Genomic DNA, 25,456 nt, shown 5'->3' with positions numbered 1-25,456 from the left:
TTTTCTGTTCTCAGGATTCTACAAATTTATATCCCTCTATTTCCACTTCATCACCCCATTCTTCCAACCCTTTGATAGGGGCTGAGACAAAAGTACCCATAAAGTTTACCATCACACAGCCTTTTTTCAGTGTTGCAGGTTCTATCCAATCATTATCACAGTGCCGTATCTGATACCATATTTTTCCGGCAGGTATGGTCTCAGGAGTAATACGTAAATCAAGATACATCCCTTCTACGGTTACTCCATTTTCCAAAGTAATAACCATCCGCTGCTTCTGTGTCTTATTGTAATCAAAAGTCATAATCTTGTCCCTGTTTAAAATCCGTAACTCCTTTCCTGATAATTCTCTGTACACATCCATACACAATCTTTCAACCGGAAATCATACTCCTCTTCCAGGGTGCTCAGGAATGTTTCAAAATCATCATACTTCTCCGATTCCTTGATTTGTTCTTTGGTGAGCCTGATCTTTATGACCTCACCCGCTGAATAATCCAAGATGATAATGTAGTTTGTTTCCATTTCCTTTTACTTTAAGTTGTTGTTTATAAACTGGTTCTTGATTCTCTGTACCGTTGAAATGCCAATTCCTTGAAGTCTAGCTATGTTTCTGATACTATAGCCTTTCTTGAGGAGGGCTATCGTTTCCTTGTACTCATCCCTCAGCTTCTCTTCGGATTTGGTGCTTCCTTTCCTTCTTCCCAACCTTCCTCCGTTAGCGACATAGTTGGCTCTTCCACTGTTCAGGCGGTATTGGATATTGCTTCTCTCAATATTCGCCATTTCAGCCAGAACTGTAACCATAATGCTTGCTATAGGATTCACTTTCCCATCGGCTTGTAAGGTGTATAATCCCAAGTTCTGGATATATACCGATACCTTGGCTTCATGTAGTATCTCCAAAGAACGAAGTACTTGTAATGTACTTCTTCCGAGTCTACTCAGTTCTGAAAGAAGAAGAAAATTCACAGATTCTTTGGTGCAATATTCCAGACATTCTGTGAGAACCTGCCTTTCTTCGATTCTTTTTGCCCCAGAGATATGTTCCTCGTAGATTTTCACGATTTCTATGTTTTGCGATTTTGCATAGTTTTCCAAGTCCTTGATTTGCCGCCCTGTGTCCTGTCTGTCATTTGTTGAACTGACACGGGCGTAGATAACCGCTTTCTTCATTGTCATTGTTTCCATTTTATTCTTTGATTAATCCGGTAACATGGCATGGCGTATTCAAAGCGGTGTTTCAGATTTATTTGAACACATCAGCGGTTTGAACACAGAATGCCATATTCCTTATCACACAAAATGAATCCTGTGAGATTTCAGATTCTACCGTTTCTTATTTTCCCACAGGATTCTCTTTTTCCCTTATACCTTATCATTTATGCTTCCCGTTTCCCATATATCTTCACTTTCCTCAGATTCCGGATTGTAGTATTCCAGATAAATCCTGATAAAGTCGTTTCTCGTAAGGTTCGGGAAATAGGGCTTGAGGAATTGGTATATATCCTCGAAGCCTAAAGTATCATCGCCTCCCAGAATCTCGAAAACCTCATCCCTTGCCGTTTCATATTCATCAGCTTCCATAAGGCATTTCATATCCAGGCATGAATGGAGATAAATGTCGGTGCAGTTCTCGATGATGTGTTCCACTAACTTTAGGCAGTTCAACAGGTCTTTCTTCACCGTAAACTCGTTGTCAGTATGGGGTTCATAATATCCACAACTCAGATTGATACAACTTATTTCCAGCCCCCTTTCCTTCAGGGCGAGTATATCCGTCATCAAACCTTCTGTAGTTTTATAACTGAAGCTCTCATATCCGCTGGCTTTCAGAAATTCATCACTGCAAAGTTCCATCCACCCGATACTTGTTATAAGATCTTTATAACCTCTCCTGTCAGGTTGGATAACAAACCTGCAATCCATAAAGAAGTCCATGTCTGCTTGGTTGGAGCCTTGGCATCCCGTTTCTTCCTCTACAAAGAACACCACTTTAAGGGTATCGTATTTCTCCAGACACTTTAATGCTATCCAGATCCCATTTTTATCGTCTGCCCCCAAACCTTCTTGCTTCCGGCTTCTCGGACTGTAACCGAAAATGAGTCCCTTTGTCTCTATGAGCGTGAAATCCTTGGAATGTTCCCTTTGTACCTGGTCAAGATGCGCTGCGATACAGGGATAGGTCTCCGCCACACCTTTTATTATATAGAGGTTCCCCTTCCTGTCTGTCCTTATCTTCACATCGGGAATATGTCTCCTGATATATTTCCTGACAAACCTCTTCATAGCCTTCTCGTTTCCGCTCGGGCTATGGACTTTGTATAATTGTCTGAGTAATTCCATAAGTCATGCTACTGTTTTGATTAGTTTATAACCGTAGGGAAGGTTGGTAGCGGGATTTACCCGGTCGAAACATTCATTGTCGAACTCAAAGAAGTCATCGGAATAAAGGAGGCTTCTCAGGGAGCTTACGGAGATTGTTTTTTTCTCGTATTCCTCTTTTTCCCTGTTCCAACGCCAATAATAGGCGATGTCATCTTCTTCCTCGAAATATTCACCGTCATAATCGGAATAATACCAGTTAGCATCCTTATATTCTTTTTCCGCTTTTTCCCTGCATTCCTCACAGCAATAATTATCATCAGTCACCTCAGAATAACAGGTTTCAGACTTTAAGAAATATCCGCCGCACTCCGGACACTCCGACACATCATCCCTATGGTGGTATTCCCCCTCACTGTCAATCCAGACGAAATCACCGAGGTTATCGGAATCACAATCATACTCTTCCCCATGAACGTAAACAAGGACGGTTTCATCACAATCATACCCATGGTAACTGTCATAACAGCCATCTTCCTCCGCATTGTTCAGGCTCCCTTCCGTAATGCCAAGGTCAATGTCCCCATAACAATAATTGTCCGCTATCCTTGCACTCATGCTATAGGATTTGAACGAATCCTGATAACTCAGATCGTCATCCCAGTCCAAATCGCAAGCGATTCTGAATTTCCGGTCGGATAAGGATTCCCCGTTTATGCTGACAAAAGCATTCGCTTCATTACAAGAAGCTCCTACCTTTTTGTAACCGTCTATATATCCTCCCCGGATTAGAGCGTCTGCCAAGGCTCTTTTAAGAATATGGTTGTCACCGGTAGCGTATTGGCGTTCTGCCAACCGGTAAACTTTACCGTCCTGGTCTTTCACTTCATTGAAGATGATGCAGCGTGCGATGATCTTGCCCTTTTCATTCTCCAGGTAAGCCGCGCTCGCATTGACCGACTTCTCATAAAAACCGTGATAGCCTTTGTCAACCATGCAGGAACAGAAATCCCCTTCACAGTACTTCGAAGAATAGATGCGTTCAAATTCCTGATTGACATAGAGCTTGTTTTTGGGGAGCCTGCCCATCGTAAAGGCCTGCCATTTTGCTGCGAACTCCTCACACAGGTAGGTGATGACCTGTTCGGGGAGTGTTTTCCCGAACTCCGTTTCTAAAATCAGATGCCGGTAGAGTTTTCCCGCTTTCATCTTGAAGATTTTCCCGGTTCTATGGTTATGGTATCTTACGCATTTGGAATCTCCATCCTCACATAAACCGTCATTCCCGTCCGTTTCATAAATAATGCTGTAGTAAGTCTTTCCCATCAGATGCAGTTCATAAGGGAGGGATTCATCTTCATTCCCGCTAATCAGAATTTCATTCTGCATACGCTGCTCCAATTCTGCCATGCTGCTGATATGCAGAAAACTATAATCATTGCCTGCCGCCGCTTGATGCAACAGGTTCTTGTCTTTCAGGTAAGCCAGCAGGATCCTGTTCTTCCGGCTTTGTGTATTGTTCCCATGCTTGATGGTTCCAAACAAGTCCTTGAATCCATCGTAGTTCTTGAAATTATAGTATAACATAATAGTCTTGATTTTTAGAAAGTCGTTAAACAAAAAAAGGAGGGATACTCCCTTTTACAGGAATATCCCTCCTCGGAATATCGGTGCGGTATCTGTTTCAACCGCTTTAGATGAATGGCACTTGCATTTCTATAAGCACTTCCATCAGTTTTTGGGCACCGATTTTCGATGCCTCGTTTCTTAGGTCTGTCCTTCTCTCAGGGGAAGCATAGACTTTCAGGATTTCCACGATTGTCCTGAACAGGCTCTGTTGCAGGGTCTTGTGGAAAGTCATCGTTGCCAGGGCGAACCTCTTGGGATTCCACCCGTAATCGTTCAAGGCGTTCTCCAGTTCTTTGGCGGCCTTGAACTCCTTGCTGTTCTCGTTCAAATGTTCTTCGTTCATATTATTTCTTCGTTTTTTATGGTTATACTACTATCTGTAAAGATCCGGCCACCGGGGAAACCTTCATATAGTTTTCATACTCCAGTCCAGGGTGGTCACTTTTGAATGCCGGCAGATTGAAAGAGGAGCGTGTGGTGGGTGACTTACGGATCAACCTCATCGTTTCCGTAGCCCATGTTTTAACTCCTTGCGCTTCCATGTCAGCCAGTATTTTCGCCTTGATATTTGCAAGTTGTTCTTCTATTACGGCCTTCGTTTGAATGAGGTTGCGTATGGTTTCTTCCTGCGACCTGTATTCATCCGGTATATCAAACGGGTTAATGAACCGCTCTCCCCGAAGGTCACAATCCAACAGCTCTTTACATATGTCTGAGGGGATCCGGTTTACAAAGATGATTTCCTTGATATGGTCAAACGAACCGTCTTTCTTCATCTTGTTGCGAAGCCGGATGACAAACAGCTTGTCTATCTTCGCTTTCCTGTTCATCAGCTCGAAGAAGAAGGCGTAAATACTCAGTTGCCACCTTGCTTTCTCCAGCTTTACAGGGGGCATCTGTCCGTAGGTCTTGATGTCCCCCAGACTGAACGTGTCTTCTGAAACACGATATACCTTGTCTATCTTCGAAGCCCAGTTTGCTCCATCGGTTACGGTATATTCCGAACATTCATGGACTAATCCATAGTCCTTGCATAGCTGAATGTAATCAATCACCTCCTGTGTCCCGTCATTGATCCAGTTCTTGTCAAAGTCCTCACAGGAAAGATGTACACCTGCACCATAATCCGCCGCACCTTGGATAAGGTGTTCGGGTATTCCGTCAAATTCGTCAGGGAACAGCTGTCTCTGCAACATTCCCGTAATGCCTGACAATTCTTTTCCATCGAGCAAGTAAGAGTGTTCTTCTTCATTGAAAAGCACACCTGATTCTTTCAGTTCAATTCTTTTCGTTTTCATAATCATGCCGCTTTTTGAAGTTGTAATTTGCGCTCGGTAAAGAGTGCCTTGATTTCACTGTTGCCGTCCACCTCATTCTTGTGCTGCTGATAGAGGTTCATCAATGACTGCTGGTCAGGACAAGCTTTCAAGGCAGCTTTTATACCTGCATACTTGTCAGTCGCCTGCTGTGCCTGATTGATTGTCTTTGCTCTCCGTATTGTTTTCTTGGAGGAATCTATCTGTTGTGTATCTGTCGAATCATTCTCCGGCACGTCTTCCCCTGCATAGATATATAACCCCAAACCGAACATGGCGAGGTTTTTCACCAGACAACGCATGATCGTCTTGTTAATATCAAACATGGTTGCTGCTTCCACCGTCTTTTCTACATGCTGTTTCTTGAACTTGTCATACACGCTGTAAGTATATGCCTCAAGTTTCATCGCCTTGTTTGAACTGTTCATCACGGGGAGCCACATTTCATGGGTGATTCCTTCCACTTCTACTTCTGTATAGACCATGATACCGATACAAGGATCTGCAAAATATGGAAGGTTGGTCTCCGGATTTTTGATAATCCGGTAAGTAGCTGAGGGATAGCATCTTTTGAACTCAGCCCAGGCATTCGCCCAACTTAAGTAAGTCAGGTCATTGTACTTCTCAACCTTGTCACTGAGGTCGAGGGAATAGAGAGCGTCAAAATAGATGGCTCTCCTTTCGTCTGCCGTTACGTTGGCAGGAATCTGCGGTTGTTGAAATTTGCACATAGTTGATAATGTTTTTAACGGTTAAGTTTTGATTTATACTTTGTATGGATGTATTCAAGGCAGATGCTTCTAATGACCTCCGCCTTGTCCTTTTCATCATACACATAATAGTAGGTCTGGGGATTCCCGTAGCGGTCTTCCCGGATAACCGCACCTCTGTATTCTTCTTTCCTGAAAAAATCATCGTAGGGAACTGTCTTTTCACAGTCCGTATGGTCAAGCTGGATATAAACCATGACATGAAGTTTTCCTTTGTAGAGCCATAATCCTTCCACTTCGGAATTCCATCGGTTTCCGGTTCTTCTGTCAGGGTGGATATAAAACTCATAGTTCCTTGTCCCGGAATTTCTGCGTCCCACTTCTTTGACGATTCGGAGTATGGTTTCTTCTGATATTCCTGCCAATTCCACCTGTATAAGATTCCTTATAATCTCAATCTTTCTTACAGGCGATGTCCTCTTGAAAAGTTCGATATTCACGGTTGGCATTTTCTAAAAAATTATTGGGATGAAACAAAAAGGAGAGGCACACAAAATCTTGATTCAGTTGATAATGTGTACCTCTCTTATATACCTATATATTATATATGTATAGGCTTAACTTAAGAACCATCCGTAGCCTTCGGTATCGTTGCCACGGAGTGCGTTTTGGATTCCTACAGCGAAATCCGTACAGTTCTGGTTCCTTTCCAACCAACAGTTGATGTAGGCTGATTTTACGGCTTCGGTTGCAAGCTGGAGTAGGTTCCAGCAAGTAAACTCTTCCCCTTCTTTCTTTCCGAAATCGGGATTGGAAACATAACCTTTTACCATCGCATTCACAGCCTGGTCACCGATTTGCAGGGAGGGTAATCTTCTTTGTTCGGATGCGGGCAGGAACTGGTATAATCTCAGCCGCCCTACTATCTTGCAGAACTGTTCTTCGGTAAATGAAGTTTCTTTCAGATTGCCTAAAAGTTCCAAGGTTTCTTCCTTATGCGGATTGAAAGCCCCGAACAATTCTATGGACTTTTGCATAATGTCAGCCTCTGTCATACACTCGATTGTTCCTGTGAAACCGTCTGTGGTCAACATCAAATTGCTGCATACCCTTACCTGCCAGCCCACGAAAATCTTGAATTTCATGGGGCTTCGCTTGCTGTAGAGCTTGTCCTCATTATAAGCACGGACACCGCCGATACATAAATGGGTGGGTTGCCCGTTAATGGTTCTTACAAGATGGCTTACATGACATACCCACGCAAGCCTTTGATAGAATACCGTCTTTTCTTCCTCCGTCAGTTCACTGGTCTTTTTATATTGTGCCGATGGGATACGCCCGATAATGGGATGTGAAACCCTGCATTCAACAGGTGTAAGCTCTCCGAATACTTCCTCTGCCGCTTTGGCTACTGCACCGATGAAATTCTGGTGTGAAATCGTCAGGCTGTTGTCGCTGAAGGTCGGAATGATGTTTTTCTCCGTCAGTTCTCTTAGCGTGATTCCGGATGTGTTCGCTTCAATGAAATTGGGATGGTTCTTTATACCTTCCCCGTTTTCTTCCGGTACGGTTACTGCGTCTTCTATGAATCCGCTACGGTTCAAAGCCGTTTCAGTTGTTGTTCTTCTCATACTGTAATGTTTTACTGGTTAATAATCTGATTCTCAAAAAAAACAAAAAAGCCAAGAGGTTTATTTCTTTGACTTTACAAATAAACTTCTCAGCTTCTTTATGCCCTTGAGTACTGATGTCCCTACTTCAAGGAGCGTTATAATCACGTCTTGTGTCTTGTCATAATTCATAAGACATTATTCTGTTTCTGCTGCTTCTCCTGCACCGGTCTCCACACTTGCGGCTTTCGTTTTCACTTTACCGCCACATTTTCCGACAAGCTCAATTACGACTGCACTTGCCATTACAATTTCAGCCACATAGGCCGCAATCTTCAATCCTTCTGTTAATTTTCCCATTTCTCTTTTGATTTTTGTTGTTAATACTATTGTTATTCTTCTCTCGTTTTCTCTTCTTTTCCTTATTTGTTATTATTATTCTCATTAATAAGGCTTTGAGGCGATGAGAGAAGGATGAAGGGAAAGAGAATAACAAATGAGTATACGTTTTTGACGGATGGGAACCGGATGCCTGTCAATATTATTTCCCCTGTGAATTATTCAGAATAGTAGAATATAATTTTGGAATTTAGAATTTTATACTGTATCTTTGTCCAATGAGAATAAAGTAGCCAATGAGAATCTTTACAGAACAAGCATTAAAGGAATATGCAGAAACTCATCCGGATGCCAAAGTTGCCCTACAAGAATGGGCAACCATCGTCAAAAAAAGCAGATGGACTTGTTTCGCAGATATTAAGAAAACCTTTAATAGTGTTGATAATGTAGGCAACCAACACTATGTGTTTAATATTAAGGGGAATAACTACAGGCTGGTTGTGGTTATCAAGTTCACGATAAAGTTTGTATATATACGTTTTATCGGAACCCATGCAGAATATGACAGAATACCGGATTGCTCTAAAATATAAGGATATGACGAAAATAGAAACCCAAGCCCAATATGACTGGGCTGTAAAGAGAGTGGAGGAATTGCTTCCTTTGGTAACGGATGAAACGCCTTTGGATGATCCGAACAGCATAGAATTGGAATTGCTTTCCAATCTTGTCGCTGATTACTCGGAAGAACATTTCGCATTGGGAGAACCGAGCCTTGTGGATGTGCTTAAATTACGCATGTTCGAAATGGGACTTAATCAGAAATCGCTTGCTGAATTGATTGGTGTCAGTCCTTCCCGGTTAAGCGACTATATTTCTGGGAAATGCGAACCTACTCTAAAGGTTGCCCGGACTATCAGCAAAAAGTTAGGGATTGATGCAAATATCGTCTTAGGAGTATAGTTGCAAGTGTTCATTGGAACAAAAAGGAAGAGCCGTCATCAAGATTCATCACCTTGACTTGACTCTTCACTGTTCCATACAGTTTCAACCATAGAGACGAAGCTGCTATGGCTACTCCTGATTTTCCAGCCCTCGAATTGATTCCTGACCATCTTCTGAAATTCAGGTTCAACCCGGCATATTTTTATTATTGTATTTGAAGCCGTGCGCACTACTTTCTTGTAATGCTGCAATTCGGCTTCATTCTTTTCTTCATAAATAAGGCTTTCGAGGGATTAGGGACGGAGAGAAAAAGGTAGAAATTTATAGTTATTAAGGTGGTCCTGTTAAATGAGCATAAAAAGATGGGGGAGTCAGAGGGGGATGTTAGGAAAAAGAAAAGTCATTGAATTGCTGAAATTCAATGACTTACATACTCTGTTTGTGGAGCATACCGGACTCGAACCGGTCACCTCGACACTGCCAGTGTCGCACTCTAGCCAGATGAGCTAATGCCCCTTTCTGCGTGCAAAGATAAGAGTATTTCTTGTATATTCCTTATTTTTCCATTGTTAAAAATCCTTGTTTTATTGATTTTATGGATTGTTATCGGTCGAAATGTTCTTCTATCCATTTTCCAGTCACTTCCTTGATTGGCAAATAATCGAGGGTGTGATTTACACAGGCTATATTTTGAGCATGTTGAAGCACTGTATTTATGTCGTGGCTTACTAAGATAATGGCGTGTTCGCGGTTGATTTCTTCCAGCAGTGTATAAAGATGTGTTTCGAATCGCTTGTCAATATATGTATTCGGTTCATCTAATATTAAAATTTGCGGATTCGAGACCAAGGCACGTCCCAGCAAGGCACGTTGCAGTTGTCCGCCACTCAGTTGCCCGATAGGACGTTGCTCTAATCCTTCCAGTCCCACGCGGGAGAGCATGGCACGCACTTTTTCATGTTGCGCTTTTGTGAAGGAACGGAAGAGGGATTTCTGCTTGTTTAGGCCGGAAAGTATCACATCGTATACCGATATGGGAAATTTTTTATCTATCGAGGTATATTGTGGCAAGTAGCCCATGCTGAGTTCGGAGGTCTCTTTGCCATTCTGATAAAAACGAATACTTCCCGACAGAGGATGAAGCAATCCCAAAATGAGTTTGACCAGCGTTGTCTTTCCGCCTCCATTGGGTCCTATGATGCCTATGAAGTCTTGTTCGCAGACAGTAAGGTTTATATCTTCCAACACTGGTTTGCGGTCATAGGCGGCACAGATATGTTCTAATTGGATAAGAGGAAGTGAAACTGTCATGGCATTTCATCGGATTTGGATAACGTGCGAGCTATATGCAACATTTCTTCTTCCCATCTGTAGCTCAGCGGGTTGATGCGGATAAGGGACAAATTCAGTTCACGGGCTATTGCTTCCGCATTGCGTGTATCAAACTCTTTTTGTACGAAGATGGTCCGTACATTTTCTTTTTTACATCGGTTGATTAATGTCTTCAGTTGGGCGGGCGAAGGTTCTTTGCCTCCTTCTTCGATGCTGATTTGTGTCAATCCATAATCGCGTGCGAAATAAGAGAGTGCAGGATGGTAAATCAAGAACGTGCGTTCACCGCCGTTCAGGTAAGCCAATATTTTTTCGTCTATCTGCTTTAGCCTAGTACCCAGCCGGGTCATGCGGGTCATGTAATATTCTTTATTTTCCGGGTCTATTTGGCAAAGTGCCCGGCAAATGTTGGCTGATATTGTATAAGCATTACTGATGGAACTCCATGTATGCGGCTCGACACCTCCTGCATGGGGATGCTCTGTTTTTTCTTCTTCGTGTATCAGGGTAACGCCATCCGATAAGTTAAAAAAAGGGACGTTTGGGGCATTTTGCTTTAATTTATCAGCCCAGGCGAGTTCATAGCCGATGTATCCGGCACGCAGGAAGGCGCGGCTTCGGCTCAGTTCGACCAATTGTTGTGGAGTAGGATCGTAAGTTTCCGGGCTACTGCCTTCGGGTACCATACAGATTATATGGAAATGCTCGCCCGCAATGGATTCAGCAAAATAACGCAAGGGTTCGATACTGACGGTAAGTATCGGTTTCTCCTCGGCAGGCTTCTGCGTTTTACGTCCTCCACACGCGGTAAACAGTAGGATAAGTAAAAAAATGATGTACGTTTTCATGTGTCTGTTTCTTGTTTGTGTTGCAAAAATACAGAATCTTGTTCAGATATGCGAACAAAACAGAAAAGAATGCGTACTCTACGAAATGTTGGATAATAAATTCCATTTTTTCAGAAGCTGTTTTGAATTTATCGTGCGATGATTTGGGATGAGTTTTTGAGGCATTTTCGCTTCTGTGATGAGGAAGATAGCGGGCTATCTGACAAAGAACAGGAGCGAAAAGGACCAAAAAATCGCCCAAAGCACGCACGAAAACGGATACATCAAACCAAGAAAAACTTTTTGGAGAAATTCAAAACAGCTTCTCATTGTTTACGCTATTTCCATTTGCAGCTAAACAAAATAAGGCGTATTTTTGTTTTATACTTTGAATGGTGTGAAATTGTACTTTAATATGGAATGCACACTGCCGGTGTCACTCCTGTTGTCAGTGCCACTCATGATTACAAATCCGGCATGGCAAGCAAGCATTGTTCTCTCCGGCATATAGCTGCATCGGTTGTAAGATTAATAATCTTACAGCGTGAAGATTAATAATCTTTCGGCATGAAGATTAATAATCTTACAAGCAAGGCAGTCATGCGTTTCTTATTTTTTACACAATAAAACAGTAAATTTTATGAGTAATCCGATGATGAAGACTTTCGATTATGCATTCTTGAGCTTTTTGAAACATCGTGTCAATGGTGGTATGGTGCTGATGGTTGTAGCCGTGCTGGCAATGGTGATAGCCAATTCGCCATGGACGGAAGCTTACCATGCCTTTTGGAATTATCCTGTAGCTTTACAGGTAGGCGGATTCAACCTGTTCAGCCATCACGGTGAACCTCTGACGCTGATGGCGTTCATCAACGATGCCTTGATGGCGGTATTCTTCTTTTCCGTGGGACTGGAAATCAAGCGTGAAGTGCTGGTAGGCGAACTTTCCAGCCTGCGCCAGGCGTTGCTTCCCATCATCGCGGCGGTGGGAGGGATGATTGTCCCCGTGGCAATTTACTTTGCGATGACCGCCGGAACGCCTGCCGAAGGAGGCCTGGCGGTACCCATGGCGACTGATATCGCATTTTCCTTGGGCGTGTTGAGCCTGTTCGGCAAGCGTGTTCCCCTGAGCCTGAAGATTTTCCTGACCGCCTTTGCCGTGGTCGATGACATTGGAGGCATTCTGGTTATCGCCTTTTGCTATACGTCTCATTTGGCTGGAGGCTATTTGCTGGCTGCAGTTGCGATTCTTGTTATCCTGCTGATAGCTAACCGGATGCAGGTTATGTCGCGCACGTTTTATTGCGTGGCAGGTATTGCGGTGTGGTATCTTTTCCTTCAGTCGGGCGTGCATGCTACGATTGCAGGTGTGCTGGTGGCGTTCACGATTCCTTCCATCCCGTGCCTGAACGTGAAGAAATACATCACGCGCATCCGTGAGAACATTGCCGAATTCCCGCATTTCGACAAGAGCAGTATTCTTCTTACTCCGAATCAGATAGATGCATTAAAGAGTATTGAGTCGGCTTCCGACAAGGTGATTTCGCCTCTCCAGTTTATGGAAGACCGTATGCATGGAATGGTGAACTACCTGATTATGCCACTTTTCGCCTTTGCCAATGCAGGCATTACGCTTTCGGGAGGAGGCGGAGAGATAGCCGGCATAGTGACGTATGCCGTAGTATTAGGTTTGGTAGTGGGTAAGTTTGTGGGGATTTATTCCTTTACGTGGTTGGCTGTACGCTTGCGTGTCACTTCTTTGCCGCAAGGGATGAACTGGCGGAATACAGCGGGAGTGGCATTATTAGGCGGTATTGGCTTTACCGTTTCGCTTTTTATTGCCAATCTTTCCTTTGTGGCAACTGATGAGGTATTGCTGGGCCAGGCAAAGTTAGGAGTGCTGGCAGGTACGGTATTGGCAGGCATCTTGGGGTATGCGATGCTTAAACTGACATTGCCGAAAGCCAATAGTGCCGGAGCAGATAATCCTGACGTTTCATAGCCCCAACCGCCATTCTGATAAGATTGTACTTTGCTCGATATGATGTTATACATTTCGTTGATATTATCATTGAATACGGAACACTACACAGAATGCACGAAGAAATCCAGAAAAAAATATAAAAAATGAATGTCCGCAAACAGTCAATACATCCCCCCAGAAAAATGAATATATACTACATCGGCAAATACAGTATTTCAATTCCGGCGGATTGACTAATTGCGGGCATTCATAAAAAGTTTTAGGCTTAATGTGCCGTTTTCGGGCGTGATCAGGTGTGTTTGGGAATCATTCTAAATCGCCAAGCGATAAATTCAAAACAGTTTCTATAAAAAAACGAAAAACTATCCTACTCTTACCTGCCCTGCGGTGAAATTCACTATCTTTGCGGCAATTATACAAAAATGAAACCTTAAGAATGAAACAGTACAACAAGATCAACAATCTGGTAGGCTGGTTCGCTTTCCTTGTTGCAGCATTTACTTACTGCATGACTATCGAACCTACTGCCAGCTTTTGGGATTGTCCCGAGTTTATCACCACCGGATACAAACTGGAAGTAGGCCATCCCCCTGGCGCACCTTTCTTTATGCTGACAGCCAACTTGTTCAGCCAGTTTGCCAGCGACCCATCGCAAGTGGCGGTCATGGTAAATATCATGAGCGCATTGATGAGTGCAGCATGTATCCTGTTCCTGTTCTGGAGCATTACGCACCTTACTAAAAAACTGATTTGTCCCGAAGAAAAAGAAATGACAACCGGTAAGCTTATTGCCATCATGGGTGCGGGACTGGTGGGTGCACTGGCTTATACATGGAGCGATACTTTCTGGTTCAGTGCCGTAGAAGGTGAAGTATATGCTTATTCCAGTCTCTTTACCGCCGTAGTGTTCTGGTTGATTCTGAAATGGGAAAACCGTGCTCACGAAGCTCACAGCGACCGTTGGCTTATCCTGATAGCCTATCTGACGGGTTTGTCAATCGGAGTCCACTTGCTGAACTTGCTTTGTATTCCCGCCATTGTACTGGTATATTATTATAAAAAGAATCCCAATGCCAACCTGAAAGGAAGCTTGATGGCACTGGTTGGTTCGATGATACTGATAGCCGTAGTACTTTATGGTATCGTACCGGGCATCGTGAAAATAGGTGGTTGGTTCGAACTGCTGTTTGTCAACAGTTTGGGATTCTCGTTCAATACCGGACTTATTATTTATATCATCCTTTTGGCGGCCAGCCTTATATGGGGTGTATACGAAAGCTATACCGTACGTAGCCGGAAACGGATGAACATTTCTTTCCTTACCACTGTAGGATTGTTGGGTATCCCCTTCTACGGACATGGATGGAGCAGTGTGCTTATCGGCATTATCGTACTGGCGGTTCTGGCATTGTACCTGTTTGCCAAACTTCCTGAAAAATATCAAGTCAGTGCCCGCACGCTTAATACTTCCTTGCTTTGCATGATGATGATGGTGGTGGGATATTCTTCATACGCCGTTATCGTTATCCGTTCATCGGCAAATACGCCGATGGATCAGAATTCGCCTGAAGACATTTTTACCTTGGGCGAATACTTGGGACGTGAACAATACGGTACGCGCCCACTTTTCTACGGACAGACGTATGCTTCGAAAATGGCACTCGAAGAAGTCGATGGGGGCTGTGTATATGCCATGACAGAAGGTGCACCTGTCTATCAGCGTAAAGAAAAAGAGCGTCCGGACGAGAAAGACAGTTATGAAATCGTACGCCACAAGAGCGAATACAAGTATGCACAAAACATGATATTCCCTCGCATGTATAGTTCGGATCATGCAGCGGCCTACGAAAGTTGGTTAGGAGGTGTAGAAGGTCGTCAGGTCCCATACGACCAGTGTGGGGAAATGCTGATGGTGAAGATACCTACCCAATGGGATAACATCAAGTTCTTCTTCATCTACCAGTTGAATTATATGTATTGGCGTTACTTTATGTGGAATTTCGCCGGACGGCAGAACGATATTCAAGGTCAGGGCGAAATCGAGCACGGCAACTGGATTACCGGTATTTCGTTCATCGACAAGATGTTGGTGGGTGACCAAACTTTATTGCCAAGCGATTTGAAAAATAATAAGGGGCACAACGTGTTTTATTGTTTGCCTTTGATACTGGGACTAATCGGCTTGTTCTGGCAAGCCTATCGGGGCGAACGGGGCATCCAGCAGTTCTGGATTGTATTTTTCCTGTTCTTTATGACGGGACTTGCCATTGTGCTTTACCTGAACCAGACACCGCAACAACCACGTGAACGTGACTATGCATATGCAGCTTCCTTCTATGCTTTTGCCATCTGGATAGGTCTGGGAGTAGCAGCTATCGCCGAATGGCTAAAGAAGAAGTTAGGCGAGAAACCATCAGCTATTCTTGCCAGCGTGGTATGTCTGCTTGTTCCTTTACAAATGGTAAGCCAGACATGGGATGACCACGACCGGAGCGGACGTTATACGTGCCGCGACTTCGGACAAAACTATTTAAATTCCGTGCAAACCGATGGTAAACCGATAATTTTCACCAACGGTGACAATGACACATTCCCCTTGTGGTACAATCAAGAGACCGAAGGTTTCCGTACGGATGTGCGTGTATGCAACTTGAGCTATCTGCAGACCGATTGGTACATCGACCAAATGCGTCGTCCGGCATACGACTCGCCTTCCGTTCCTATAGACTGGGAGCGTATCGACTACGTACAAGGACACAACGAAGCGGTTTATGTACGTCCCGATGCAATGGAAACTATCAACAATTATTACAAGCAATATCCCGAAGAAGCGAAGAAAGAGTTCGGTGACAATCCATACGAACTGAAGAATATCCTGAAATATTGGGTACGTTCGCCGAAGGAAGGCTTGCAAATGATTCCGACGGACAGCATTGTCATCAAGCTGGACAAAGAAGCAATCAAACGTTCGGGTATGCTTACTCCCGATTCGATTCCTGATTATATGCACATCTCACTGAAAGGCAAACGCGTACTATACAAAAGCGAACTGATGATGCTGGAAATGCTTGCCAATACCAACTGGGAACGTCCGATGTATATGGCGATTACCGTAGGTCAGGAAAATCATCTGAACCTGACTAATAACTTCCTGCAAGAAGGTTTGGCATACCGCATCACTCCGTTCGACAACGCCAAACTAGGACGGCGTATTGATTCGGAAAAGATGTACGATAACCTGATGCACAAGTTCAAATTCGGCGGCATTGATAATCCGGATATCTATTTGGATGAAACCGTGCTCCGTATGTGCGATACGCACCGCCGTATGTTCGTTCAATTGGCTTCCCAATTGATAAAAGAAGGCAAGAACGACAAGGCATTGGAAGTTCTTGATTATTGCGAAAAAGTGATTCCGAGCACTACGGTGCGCCATGACTACATCTACAGCAGTTCGAAAGAAATGGCGGATGATTACGCAAAACTGGGTGAAACTGGGAAAGCAGAAAATATCCTCTGCCAGTTAGCGCAAAATTCGGTAGAATATGCTGCTTGGTATATGAGCCTTGACGATATACGTTTGGCCAGTTCGTACGAAGAGTGCATACGCCACTATACCATCTTAGACGATGTCTGCAAAGCGCTTGAAAAGTTGAAGGATGAAAACGGTAAACCACTTGAATCGGCAACTAGCTACCGTCATCAGTTCGACCAGCTATATGGCTTGCTGGAAAACCGTATAGGAAAAGCTAATCCGGCTCATGAATAGTTTATAGTTAACAATTAACAGTTAACAATGAATAGTTAGCAACAGTTATGCAACAAGCCTGTTATATACTATTCATTGTTGACTATTAATTACTTTCAAAATACTGTTATGCTTATCGAACAACCTCCCTTATTGCTTCGATGGATTTATCCACGTGCTTTATGGCGTATGGATAAAAATGAAAAAGCTGTTTATCTGACTTTCGATGATGGGCCTATCCCCAACATCACACCTTGGGTACTCGACTTATTAGACAAATATAACATCAAGGCTACCTTTTTTATGGTGGGTGATAACGTACGTAAGCACCCTGAAGAATTCCGTATGGTAGTAGAACGAGGCCATCGTATCGGGAACCATACTTTCAATCATATTCGAGGCTTCGAATATCTGAGCCAGAATTATCTGGCAAATACCGACAAGGCAAATGAATACCTGCATACAGATCTTTTCCGTCCTCCTCACGGCCATATGCGCTGGGTGCAATATCATGTATTGAAAAAGAAATACCGCATCGTGATGTGGGATCTTGTCACCCGTGACTACAGCAAGCGTCTTACCGGTCCGCAAGTGCTTGCCAAGGTCAAAAAATATGTCCGAAACGGTTCCATCATCACTTTCCACGACTCTATCAAGTCTGAGCCGCGCTTGAAGTATGCCTTACCCCGTGCTATCGAATGGCTGTTGGCACAAGGCTACACATTCAAAGTATTCGAATAACACGGTCGCAGAATATTGTGGTGATGCTCATTCCCCCGTTATTGTAGTAGCCCATCTGTTCGCATGAAGCGAACAGGAGGCTTCATTTTATCAGAAACAGACATACGCTTTTCATCCTATAACTTGATTGTCCTATTACCGTGTTGTTCAGGGATTGTATTGTGAAATGCCATTCGTTATCATGTCTGTATGAATCTTTGCATTCCCATTGAGGCTTCAATAATAAAGATAGCGCACCGATGGAGGAATTGGGTGTCAAGAAGCGATTGACACACCTACATCGGTGCCGCATTTTAGTTTTCAGAGCGTAAGTATTCCACCAGCTGCTGCACGGCACGGGCACGGTGGCTAATTTTATTCTTTTCTTCGTTTCCCATTTCGGCAAATGTCTCGGCATAGCCTTCGGGCTGGAAAACGGGGTCGTAGCCGAAGCCTGCGGTGCCGCGGCGTGCTTCGATGATGTTGCCCTGCACGATGCCTTCGAACAGATGCTCTTTGCCGCTTTCGATGAGGCAGATGGCGGTGCGGAAGCGGGCACGGCGGTTTTCCTTTCCTTCCATTTCGGAAAGCAATTTGCGCATGTTGGCTTCCGAGTCATGTCCTTCGCCTCCGGCATAGCGTGCCGAGTAGATGCCCGGTGCGCCGCCGAGGGCTTCCACTTCCAGTCCCGTATCGTCGGCAAAGCAATCCATGCCGTAGTTCTGGTAGATGTATCCGGCTTTCAGGCGGGCGTTTCCTTCGAGGGTATCGGCGGTTTCAGGAATATCGGCGTGACAATCGATGTCGTTCAGGCTCAATATCTCCAGCTTGTCGCCGAGGATGGCGCGTATCTCTTCGAGCTTATGCGCGTTGTTGGTTGCAAAAACGAGTTTCTTTTTCATTGCGTTGATGGAAATTTAAATGAACACAGAGACACAAAGACACGGAGTTTTTTATTTATTTTCTCTGTGTTTCCGTGTCTCTGTGTTCGTCTTTTTATAAAATTCATTTCACTTTCAGCTTGTCGAATCCTTCTCCGTATACGCCTACGACGTTGCTTTGCGAGATGAAAGCGTTGGGGTCGATGTCTTTCACGAGGCGGAAGATGTCGAGCGACTGGGTCTTTTTTGCCAGTACCACTACTACCTTGATATTCTGTTTGCTGTACCATCCTTGCCCGTCAAGCAGGGTGACGCCGCGGTCTATCCGGGTGGAGATGCCTTCGGCTATCTCTTCGTACTTGCGCGAGAAGATGAGGAACTGCACCGACTGGCGTGCGCTGTTGATGACATAATCAATCACGATGCTCATGATGAAGAGCACGCAGAAGCCGAAGAGCACGCGCCGCCAGTCGTGGAAGATGAAATAGCACGACGAGATGATGACGATGTCGCAGTACATCATCATGCGTCCCAGCGTCACGTCCTTGTACTTATTGATAATCCAGGCGATGATGTCGGTGCCGCCCGTGCTTCCGTTGTTGCAGAACACGATGCCGATACCGAATCCAAGCATGCCGGCTCCGATGACGCACGCCATGAAGTCTTGTCCCGGTCCGAGGAGTTGGGGCAAGTGTCCGGCATCGTCTTTCAGCAGCCACTGGAAGAGCCAGAGCAGGAAGGTCAGCATAAAGATGGCATATACGGTTTTTACACTGAACTTCGGTCCCAGTATTTTCAGGGCAAAGCCTAAGAATATGGCATTGATAATGAAGTAGGATACTTGTATCTCTACTCCTGTGGCGTAATAGATAATGGCGGAGATACCCGTCACGCCTCCCGTCGTAATCTGGTAGGGGAGCAGGAACATCGCCCAGCCCAGCGCGTAGAGTACCAGCCCGAAAGTAATGGCAAGGTAATCTTTCGACTCGCGGCTTATCTTCTTGATTAATGCTAACTCCATAGATAATTGGTTTAAACGCAGATTAACGCGGATTGACGCAGATTTTTTTATTTTTAATCTGCGAAAATCTGCGTTAATCTGCGTTTCTTTTATTTATAACACGATGTTTACGATTTTCTTCGGCACGATGATGACCTTCTTCGGAGTCTTGCCTTCAATCCATTTCTGCGATTGCTCTTCCGCCATTACCGCTGCCTGTATGGTGTCGTTGTCGGCATCCGCAGGGAATTCCATGGTGAAACGTGCTTTCCCGTTGAAAGAGATAGTATATTTCACCGTGTCTTCCTTCAGGTAGTCTTCGTTCCATGCAGGCCATTGGGCATCGCATACGGTGGTGCCGTGTCCCAACGCTTCCCAAAGCTCTTCGGCAAGGTGAGGCGCGAAGGGAGCAAGCAGGATAACGAGGTCGGTCAGCACTGCCTTGTTGCGGCTCTTCAGCGCGGTCAGTTCATTGACACAAATCATGAAGGCACTGATAGAGGTATTGTATGAGAAGACCTCGATGTCGCCCGTAACTTTCTTTATCAGTTTATGGATAGACTTCAGTTCTTCTTTCGTAGCTTCGCCTTCCGCAGGCAGGAATTCGCCCTGACGCCCGTAGAACAGGTTCCAGAGTTTCTTCAGGAAGCGGTGCACACCGTCGATGCCGTTCGTGTCCCAAGGTTTCGACTGCTCTACCGGACCCAGGAACATTTCGTACATACGCAGGGTGTCGGCTCCGTATTTCTCGACAATCATGTCGGGGTTCACCACGTTGTACATCGACTTGCTCATCTTCTCTACCGCCCAGCCGCAGATGTACTTGCCGTCTTCGAGGATGAATTCGGCATCGTGATATTCGGGACGCCAGTTCTTGAAGGCTTCGATGTCGAGCACGTCATTGGTCACGATGTTCACGTCTACGTGTAAAGGTGTCACGTCGTATTGGTCTTTCAGGCCGAGAGAGACGAAGGTGTTGGTATCCTTGATGCGGTATACGAAGTTGCTCCGTCCCTGAATCATGCCTTGGTTCACCAGTTTCTGGAACGGTTCTTCCTTGACACTTACACCGAGGTCGAACAGGAACTTGTTCCAGAAACGGGAATAGATAAGGTGCCCCGTAGCATGTTCGGTACCGCCTACGTAGAGGTCTACGTTCTGCCAGTAGCGGTCTGCTTTCTCTGATACCAGTGCTTTATCGTTGTGCGGGTCCATGTAGCGCAGGTAATAGGCACTCGAACCGGCAAAGCCCGGCATGGTATTCAGTTCGAGCGGGAATACATGCACGTTGTCTATCTTCGTATTCTCTACCACTTCGCCTTTCTCTACATCCCAAGCCCATTTTGTAGCGTGTCCCAATGGAGGCTCGCCAGTTTCGGTAGGCAAGAACTTGTCGACTTCGGGCAATTCCAGCGGAAGCTTGTTTTCGTCAATCATGTAAGGCATGCCGTCCTTGTAATATACCGGGAACGGTTCGCCCCAATAACGCTGGCGCGAGAAGATAGCGTCGCGCAGGCGGTAGTTCACCTTTACACGTCCCAAGTGGTGTGCTTTCACATATTCCTTGGTAGCGGCGATGGCTTCCTTAATGGTCAGGCCGTTCAGGTTCAAGTCGCAATAAGGCGTTACACCGGCTTTCGGCGAGTTGCATACGATACCTTCCTTGGCATCGAAGCTTTCTTCACTTACGTCACATCCTTCTACCAGCGGAACGATGGGGAGGTTGAAATGCTTGGCAAAAGCATAGTCGCGGCTATCGTGTGCCGGTACCGCCATAATGGCTCCGGTTCCGTAGCCAGCCAATACATAGTCGCTAATCCAGATAGGTACGGCATCGCCCGTGAAAGGATTGATGGCATACGAGCCGCTGAATACACCCGTCACACGGCGGTCGGCGATGCGTTCACGTTCGGTACGTTTCTTGGTACGGTCCAGATAAGCTTCCACTTCGGCACGCTGTCCGTCGGTAGTGACTTGCGGAACCAGTTCGCTTTCGGGAGCCAGTACCATGAAGGTCACGCCGAACATCGTATCGGCACGGGTGGTGAAGATGGTAAATTCGAGGTCACGGTCTTTCACCTTGAACCGCACTTCCGTACCTTCCGAACGGCCTATCCAGTTGCGTTGGGTTTCTTTCAAAGAGTCGGTCCAGTCGATGTGGTCCAGTCCGTCAAGCAAGCGTCCTGCGTATGCTGACACACGCAGGCACCACTGGCGCATCTTTTTCTGCACTACGGGATAGCCTCCGCGTTCGCTTACACCGTCTACCACTTCATCGTTTGCCAGCACCGTACCCAGTTGCGGGCACCAGTTTACCATGGTTTCGCCCAGGTAGGCGATGCGGTAGTTCATCAAGGTCTCCTGTTGCTGCTTTTCGCTCATTGCCTTCCATTCGTCGGCGCTGAAGCTCAGTTCTTCCGAGCAAGCTGCGTCCAGCCCTTCGGTACCCTGCTTTTCGAAGTGCTCTATCAGTTTTTCGATGGGTTGTGCCTTGCCGCAGGTGTTGCAATAGAAGCTGTTGAACATTTTCTGGAAAGCCCATTGCGTCCAGTGGTAATACTTAGGGTCGCAGGTACGCACTTCGCGGTCCCAGTCGAACGAGAATCCTATCTTGTCCAGCTGCTCGCGGTAGCGGTTGATATTGTTCTGGGTTGTGATGGCAGGATGCTGCCCGGTCTGGATGGCGTATTGTTCCGCCGGAAGCCCGTAGGCATCGTATCCCATCGGGTTCAGCACATTGAAGCCTTGCAGGCGTTTGTATCTGGCATAAATGTCGCTGGCGATGTATCCCAGCGGATGGCCTACGTGAAGTCCCGCTCCCGAAGGATAAGGGAACATGTTCAGCACGTAGAACTTCTGTTTCGATTCGTCTTCGGTAACCTGGTAGGTTTTCTGTTCCACCCACTTCTGTTGCCATTTCTTTTCGATCTCTCTGAAATTATATTCCATGGTGATATTGTGTTGTGATTTTGATTTTACACCTTATATTATAAGCTGCGCAAAGATACAAAGAAATCCTTTATTTGCAACGAATGAAGGGCGGAAGAGTTTGAAGTGAGGGAAAGAAACGAGAATACCGGTCAGTTCACTGAAGATTGTTGCATCATTGTTTTGCGGTTTTTCAGTTTCGGTTTCTCATCAGTACAAAGATACAAAAATATAGAAGACAAGCGTTTCTATCGGTTAAGAATTTTGTTGATAAATGGTAAATAAACAGTTGAAAAACTTGTTGAAACCTTCTTATAGGTGTTTATAGCTTGTGGATAACGTCAAGTGGAATGTGTGGATAAATTGCTTCTTATGCATGCTTCAGAAGCATGTGTTGCATAAGGAAGCTGTAGTTTCAGGGAGTTTTAACAGGTTAAAACGGCAGTTTTATCATGGTGAAACTATAGTTTTTACCAGTTAAAATGCTTGAAATAACTGCTTGCCTTGCCGGATGTGTATAGTCTTGTGCGGAAAGGGATTGGCAGGTTGTTGGTATTTTGACAATATCTTTATGCACATGTTTGCTTATGTGTGTACTTTTGTTTATATTTACCCTCGTGAATGTAAACGAACAAGAGGCTTTATGAAATCTCATGATATGGCTTACGTAGCCTGTTTCCTTATCGGCTTTGTGATGCTGGCGCTGGGAATAGGCGGCTTCATTTCGCTGGGCATGATAGTGAAAGACTGGAATCCTGCCCGCGGAGTAGTGGAACGGATAGAGTCGGAACGGGTGTACAAGTACCGCAAGATGCGGTGGGAACATCGTGTCGACGTGTGCTACGAAACGGTGGAGTTCGGCGAGATGTACACCTCAAAGGAAGTCTATCTGACGTTCGGCATACGCGAAGGAGGGGAGATTGCCTTGCTTTACAATCCGGAATATGTGCGTGAGGTACGTTTCCCCGTACATGAAGGCTGCTTGCACGGGTTCTTCAGTGCGGTCGGATTGGGCATCGCATGGATAGGCTTCGTGTTGCGAAAGGAAAAGCGGAAAGGCACGAAAGCATCGTAGATGTTGTAAAAGAGGATAATGCCGGGCACTTGTCCCGTACTGGCTCGGTTCAACTATGGAAGAACGAGCCACGGCAGACGGCATCGAAAAGCCCGAAAACAAGATGCCGGAAGAAAACGGTGCAGACTGAGTAGGCCAGACAAATGTTTTCCGCTTTTTCCCAATATCCTTAAAGAAGCTTAACAGATAGGTATTCGTACCCGATTTATTTGTTATTTTGCACCAAATTAGGGAATAAAGTGAACAGACTGCATATAGATACGTGCCCGTTATGCGGCAAAGACCAACTGGAGAAGGTGATGACTTGTACCGATCACTATGCCACAAATGAACCGTTCGACATTTGCCGGTGTGCATCGTGCGGATTCCTTTTCACGCAGGATGTGCCCGATGAAAGTGAGATAGGACGTTATTACGAGTCGCCCGATTATATTTCGCATACCGATACGCGCAAGGGACTTGCTAACCGGTTGTACCATTGTGTGCGTCAATACATGTTGCGCCGTAAGGCACGACTTATCAAACGGTGTTGCGGACTGAGCCGGGGGCGTTTGCTTGACATCGGCACAGGAACAGGGTATTTTCCTCACTTTATGTCTGGACGCGGATGGCGGGTTTCGGCTATCGAGAAAAGTCCGCAGGCAAGAGTTTTTGCGCGTGAACATTTCGGATTGGAAGTGAATGCTCCTGAAGCTTTGCCGGCATACGAAACCGGTTCATTTGACGTGGTGACATTATGGCACGTAATGGAGCACCTGCAGAATTTAAATGAAACGTGGGAGAGGATTTATTCCCTGCTGAGCGACCGGGGTATTCTGGTTGTAGCTGTACCTAACCCAACTTCGTTTGACGCCCGTTTTTATAAGGAAATGTGGGCGGCATATGATGTGCCGCGTCATTTGTGGCATTTTGCTCCGTCTGTCATACAGCAGTTCGGAGCCAAGCATGGGTTCATCTTGACCGAACGTCATCCGATGCCGTTTGATGCATTTTACGTATCAATGCTTTCGGAAAAGTATCGGAAAAGCAGTTTTCCTTTCGTAAAAGGGATGCTGAAGGGAATGGAAGCCGGTCTGGCTTCATTAGTGAAAAAGGAACGGAGCAGTTCGATGATATATGTGTTTCAGAAAAAAGTGAAGGCATGAGCAAAAAATCGGGAGCATTGATAGATATGCAGTTCATTACCTCCAGCATCAGCACCATGTTGGTCCTGTTGTTGCTGGGAACGGTGGTTTTCTTCGTGCTGGCAGCAAACAACTTATCTGTATATGTACGCGAGAATATAGCTTTCTCTGTATTGATAAGCGATGATATGAAAGACCCCGACATATTACAGTTCCGGAACAGGCTGAACACCAAGCCTTACGTAAAGCAAACCGATTATATTTCAAAGAAACAGGCATTGCAGGAGCAATCGGAAGCTATGGGAACCGACCCAGCTGAGTTTTTAGGTTACAATCCGTTTACGGCTTCTATCGAAGTAAAGCTGAATGCGGAGTATGCCAATTCGGACAGCATTGCCTGGATAAAGGACGAAATTCTTTCGGAAAAGGGTGTCATCGAAATCAATTATCCACAAGACCTGCTGGATGCGGTCAACCGTAACATCCGTAAAATCAGTGTGGTATTGCTAGGGCTTGCTGCCCTGCTTACGCTGATATCATTTGCATTGATAAACAATACCATCAGGCTTACCATTTATTCCAAACGTTTTCTTATCAATACCATGAAACTGGTAGGAGCAAGCTGGGCTTTTATCCGTCGTCCTTTTTTGGTACGTAATGTATGGGTAGGTATCCTGGCTGGAGTGATAGCCGACGGGATACTGGTTGCAGCAGCGTATGCACTGGTACGATATGAACCCGATTTGCTGGCGGTAATAACCCCTGGGGTAATGTTGGTGGTGATGGGGGCGGTATTCTTGTTCGGGGTAGTGATAACGACATTTTGTGCATGGATTTCCATTAACCGTTATTTGCGGATGAAGACCAATGAACTATATTATAATTAGGAGAAGGTAAAGAAATTAAGGAGAGTGTAAGTTTCATGCCATTTTCAATGGTCTCCAACTTTTTCCACTCTTCAGG

General features: G+C 45.2%; 25 protein-coding genes and 1 tRNA gene. 9 read left to right on the top strand and 17 right to left on the bottom strand.

What is annotated here, in order from left to right; all coding sequences use genetic code 11:
• Positions 1-10: 10 nt before the first annotated feature.
• The 11 genes from H9625_RS00460 to H9625_RS00410 all read right to left on the bottom strand — a co-directional run bounded on the left by H9625_RS00460 (position 11) and on the right by H9625_RS00410 (position 7,950).
• A complete protein-coding gene (locus H9625_RS00460; RefSeq protein WP_191762711.1) occupies positions 11-304 on the bottom strand; it encodes an LPD28 domain-containing protein in 294 nt (97 codons plus the stop codon).
• 14 nt (positions 305-318) lie between these two features.
• Positions 319-525: a hypothetical protein gene (locus H9625_RS00455; protein ID WP_191762710.1), complete on the bottom strand. Its 207-nt coding sequence runs from the start codon at positions 523-525 to the stop codon at positions 319-321.
• A 6-nt stretch (positions 526-531) separates the two neighbouring features.
• Positions 532-1,176: a recombinase family protein gene (locus H9625_RS00450; RefSeq protein ID WP_191762741.1), complete on the bottom strand. Its 645-nt coding sequence runs from the start codon at positions 1,174-1,176 to the stop codon at positions 532-534.
• A 192-nt stretch (positions 1,177-1,368) separates the two neighbouring features.
• Positions 1,369-2,346: a hypothetical protein gene (locus H9625_RS00445; RefSeq protein WP_191762709.1), complete on the bottom strand. Its 978-nt coding sequence runs from the start codon at positions 2,344-2,346 to the stop codon at positions 1,369-1,371.
• 3 nt (positions 2,347-2,349) lie between these two features.
• A complete protein-coding gene (locus H9625_RS00440; RefSeq protein ID WP_191762708.1) occupies positions 2,350-3,912 on the bottom strand; it encodes a hypothetical protein in 1,563 nt (520 codons plus the stop codon).
• 106 nt (positions 3,913-4,018) lie between these two features.
• Positions 4,019-4,297 (bottom strand): hypothetical protein, encoded by a 279-nt coding sequence (locus tag H9625_RS00435; protein WP_191762707.1) that lies wholly within the window; start codon positions 4,295-4,297, stop codon positions 4,019-4,021.
• A gap of 22 nt (positions 4,298-4,319) precedes the next feature.
• Positions 4,320-5,252 (bottom strand): hypothetical protein, encoded by a 933-nt coding sequence (locus H9625_RS00430; protein WP_191762706.1) that lies wholly within the window; start codon positions 5,250-5,252, stop codon positions 4,320-4,322.
• Positions 5,253-5,254: 2 nt separating this feature from the next.
• A complete protein-coding gene (locus H9625_RS00425) occupies positions 5,255-6,001 on the bottom strand; it encodes a Sak single strand annealing protein (protein ID WP_191762705.1) in 747 nt (248 codons plus the stop codon).
• 14 nt (positions 6,002-6,015) lie between these two features.
• Positions 6,016-6,489 carry a hypothetical protein gene (locus H9625_RS00420; protein ID WP_191762704.1) on the bottom strand — a complete coding sequence of 158 codons (474 nt, stop codon included), beginning with the start codon at positions 6,487-6,489 and terminating at the stop codon, positions 6,016-6,018.
• Between the two features lie 108 nt (positions 6,490-6,597).
• A complete protein-coding gene (locus tag H9625_RS00415; protein WP_191762703.1) occupies positions 6,598-7,611 on the bottom strand; it encodes a DUF3871 family protein in 1,014 nt (337 codons plus the stop codon).
• Positions 7,612-7,788: 177 nt separating this feature from the next.
• Positions 7,789-7,950: a hypothetical protein gene (locus H9625_RS00410; RefSeq protein ID WP_191762702.1), complete on the bottom strand. Its 162-nt coding sequence runs from the start codon at positions 7,948-7,950 to the stop codon at positions 7,789-7,791.
• A gap of 275 nt (positions 7,951-8,225) precedes the next feature.
• Between H9625_RS00410 and H9625_RS00405 the strand changes: the two genes are divergently transcribed.
• Complete coding sequence (locus H9625_RS00405; protein WP_191762701.1) at positions 8,226-8,522, top strand: type II toxin-antitoxin system HigB family toxin; 297 nt, start codon at positions 8,226-8,228, stop codon at positions 8,520-8,522.
• Positions 8,523-8,526: 4 nt separating this feature from the next.
• Complete coding sequence (locus tag H9625_RS00400; protein WP_191762700.1) at positions 8,527-8,892, top strand: helix-turn-helix domain-containing protein; 366 nt, start codon at positions 8,527-8,529, stop codon at positions 8,890-8,892.
• Between the two features lie 424 nt (positions 8,893-9,316).
• On the opposite strand, the gene H9625_RS00395 is transcribed toward H9625_RS00400, so the two are convergent.
• The 3 genes from H9625_RS00395 to H9625_RS00385 form a co-directional block, all read right to left on the bottom strand.
• Positions 9,317-9,390: transfer RNA gene (locus H9625_RS00395), tRNA-Ala, on the bottom strand.
• Positions 9,391-9,477: 87 nt separating this feature from the next.
• Positions 9,478-10,185: a metal ABC transporter ATP-binding protein gene (locus tag H9625_RS00390; protein WP_191762699.1), complete on the bottom strand. Its 708-nt coding sequence runs from the start codon at positions 10,183-10,185 to the stop codon at positions 9,478-9,480.
• Positions 10,182-11,054, bottom strand: a complete 873-nt coding sequence (locus H9625_RS00385; protein ID WP_087211173.1) for a metal ABC transporter solute-binding protein, Zn/Mn family — start codon at positions 11,052-11,054, stop codon at positions 10,182-10,184. The genes H9625_RS00390 and H9625_RS00385 overlap by 4 nt, the downstream gene beginning before the upstream one ends.
• Before the next feature lie 138 nt (positions 11,055-11,192).
• On the opposite strand from H9625_RS00385, the gene H9625_RS00380 reads away from it, so the two are divergent.
• The 4 genes from H9625_RS00380 (at position 11,193) to H9625_RS00365 (ending at position 17,506) form a co-directional block, all read left to right on the top strand.
• Entirely contained in the window at positions 11,193-11,447 is a 255-nt protein-coding gene (locus tag H9625_RS00380) for a hypothetical protein (RefSeq protein ID WP_158100014.1), read from the top strand.
• A 226-nt stretch (positions 11,448-11,673) separates the two neighbouring features.
• On the top strand, positions 11,674-13,035 hold the full coding sequence (gene nhaA / locus H9625_RS00375) for a Na+/H+ antiporter NhaA (protein ID WP_191762698.1): 1,362 nt from the start codon (positions 11,674-11,676) through the stop codon (positions 13,033-13,035).
• Between the two features lie 418 nt (positions 13,036-13,453).
• The gene (locus tag H9625_RS00370) at positions 13,454-16,786 is read left to right on the top strand and encodes a DUF2723 domain-containing protein (protein ID WP_191762697.1); all 3,333 of its coding nucleotides are present in this window, start codon (positions 13,454-13,456) and stop codon (positions 16,784-16,786) included.
• A 108-nt stretch (positions 16,787-16,894) separates the two neighbouring features.
• Positions 16,895-17,506, top strand: coding sequence for a polysaccharide deacetylase family protein (locus H9625_RS00365; RefSeq protein WP_022040384.1), 612 nt, complete (start codon positions 16,895-16,897; stop codon positions 17,504-17,506).
• 293 nt (positions 17,507-17,799) lie between these two features.
• Here the strand turns inward: H9625_RS00365 and H9625_RS00360 are convergent, their stop codons facing one another.
• From H9625_RS00360 to leuS, 3 genes are all read right to left on the bottom strand, one after another.
• Entirely contained in the window at positions 17,800-18,387 is a 588-nt protein-coding gene (locus tag H9625_RS00360) for a non-canonical purine NTP diphosphatase (RefSeq protein WP_191762696.1), read from the bottom strand.
• A gap of 103 nt (positions 18,388-18,490) precedes the next feature.
• A complete protein-coding gene (locus tag H9625_RS00355; RefSeq protein WP_013618261.1) occupies positions 18,491-19,387 on the bottom strand; it encodes a YitT family protein in 897 nt (298 codons plus the stop codon).
• 93 nt (positions 19,388-19,480) lie between these two features.
• Positions 19,481-22,315, bottom strand: a complete 2,835-nt coding sequence (gene leuS / locus H9625_RS00350; protein ID WP_087406406.1) for a leucine--tRNA ligase — start codon at positions 22,313-22,315, stop codon at positions 19,481-19,483.
• A 622-nt stretch (positions 22,316-22,937) separates the two neighbouring features.
• Between leuS and H9625_RS00345 the strand changes: the two genes are divergently transcribed.
• The 3 genes from H9625_RS00345 (at position 22,938) to H9625_RS00335 (ending at position 25,380) form a co-directional block, all read left to right on the top strand.
• The gene (locus H9625_RS00345) at positions 22,938-23,369 is read left to right on the top strand and encodes a hypothetical protein (RefSeq protein ID WP_191762695.1); all 432 of its coding nucleotides are present in this window, start codon (positions 22,938-22,940) and stop codon (positions 23,367-23,369) included.
• A 239-nt stretch (positions 23,370-23,608) separates the two neighbouring features.
• Positions 23,609-24,514 carry a class I SAM-dependent methyltransferase gene (locus H9625_RS00340; RefSeq protein WP_022040379.1) on the top strand — a complete coding sequence of 302 codons (906 nt, stop codon included), beginning with the start codon at positions 23,609-23,611 and terminating at the stop codon, positions 24,512-24,514.
• A complete protein-coding gene (locus tag H9625_RS00335; RefSeq protein ID WP_191762694.1) occupies positions 24,511-25,380 on the top strand; it encodes a cell division protein FtsX in 870 nt (289 codons plus the stop codon). The genes H9625_RS00340 and H9625_RS00335 overlap by 4 nt, the downstream gene beginning before the upstream one ends.
• Positions 25,381-25,456 lie beyond the last annotated feature (76 nt).

Origin of the sequence: Phocaeicola intestinalis, from assembly GCF_014837065.1 — a bacterium.
Taxonomy (GTDB): Bacteria; Bacteroidota; Bacteroidia; order Bacteroidales; family Bacteroidaceae; genus Phocaeicola; species Phocaeicola intestinalis.
The sequence above is the reverse complement of the archived record's forward strand: the minus strand, read 5'-3'. Positions and strand labels throughout refer to the sequence as shown.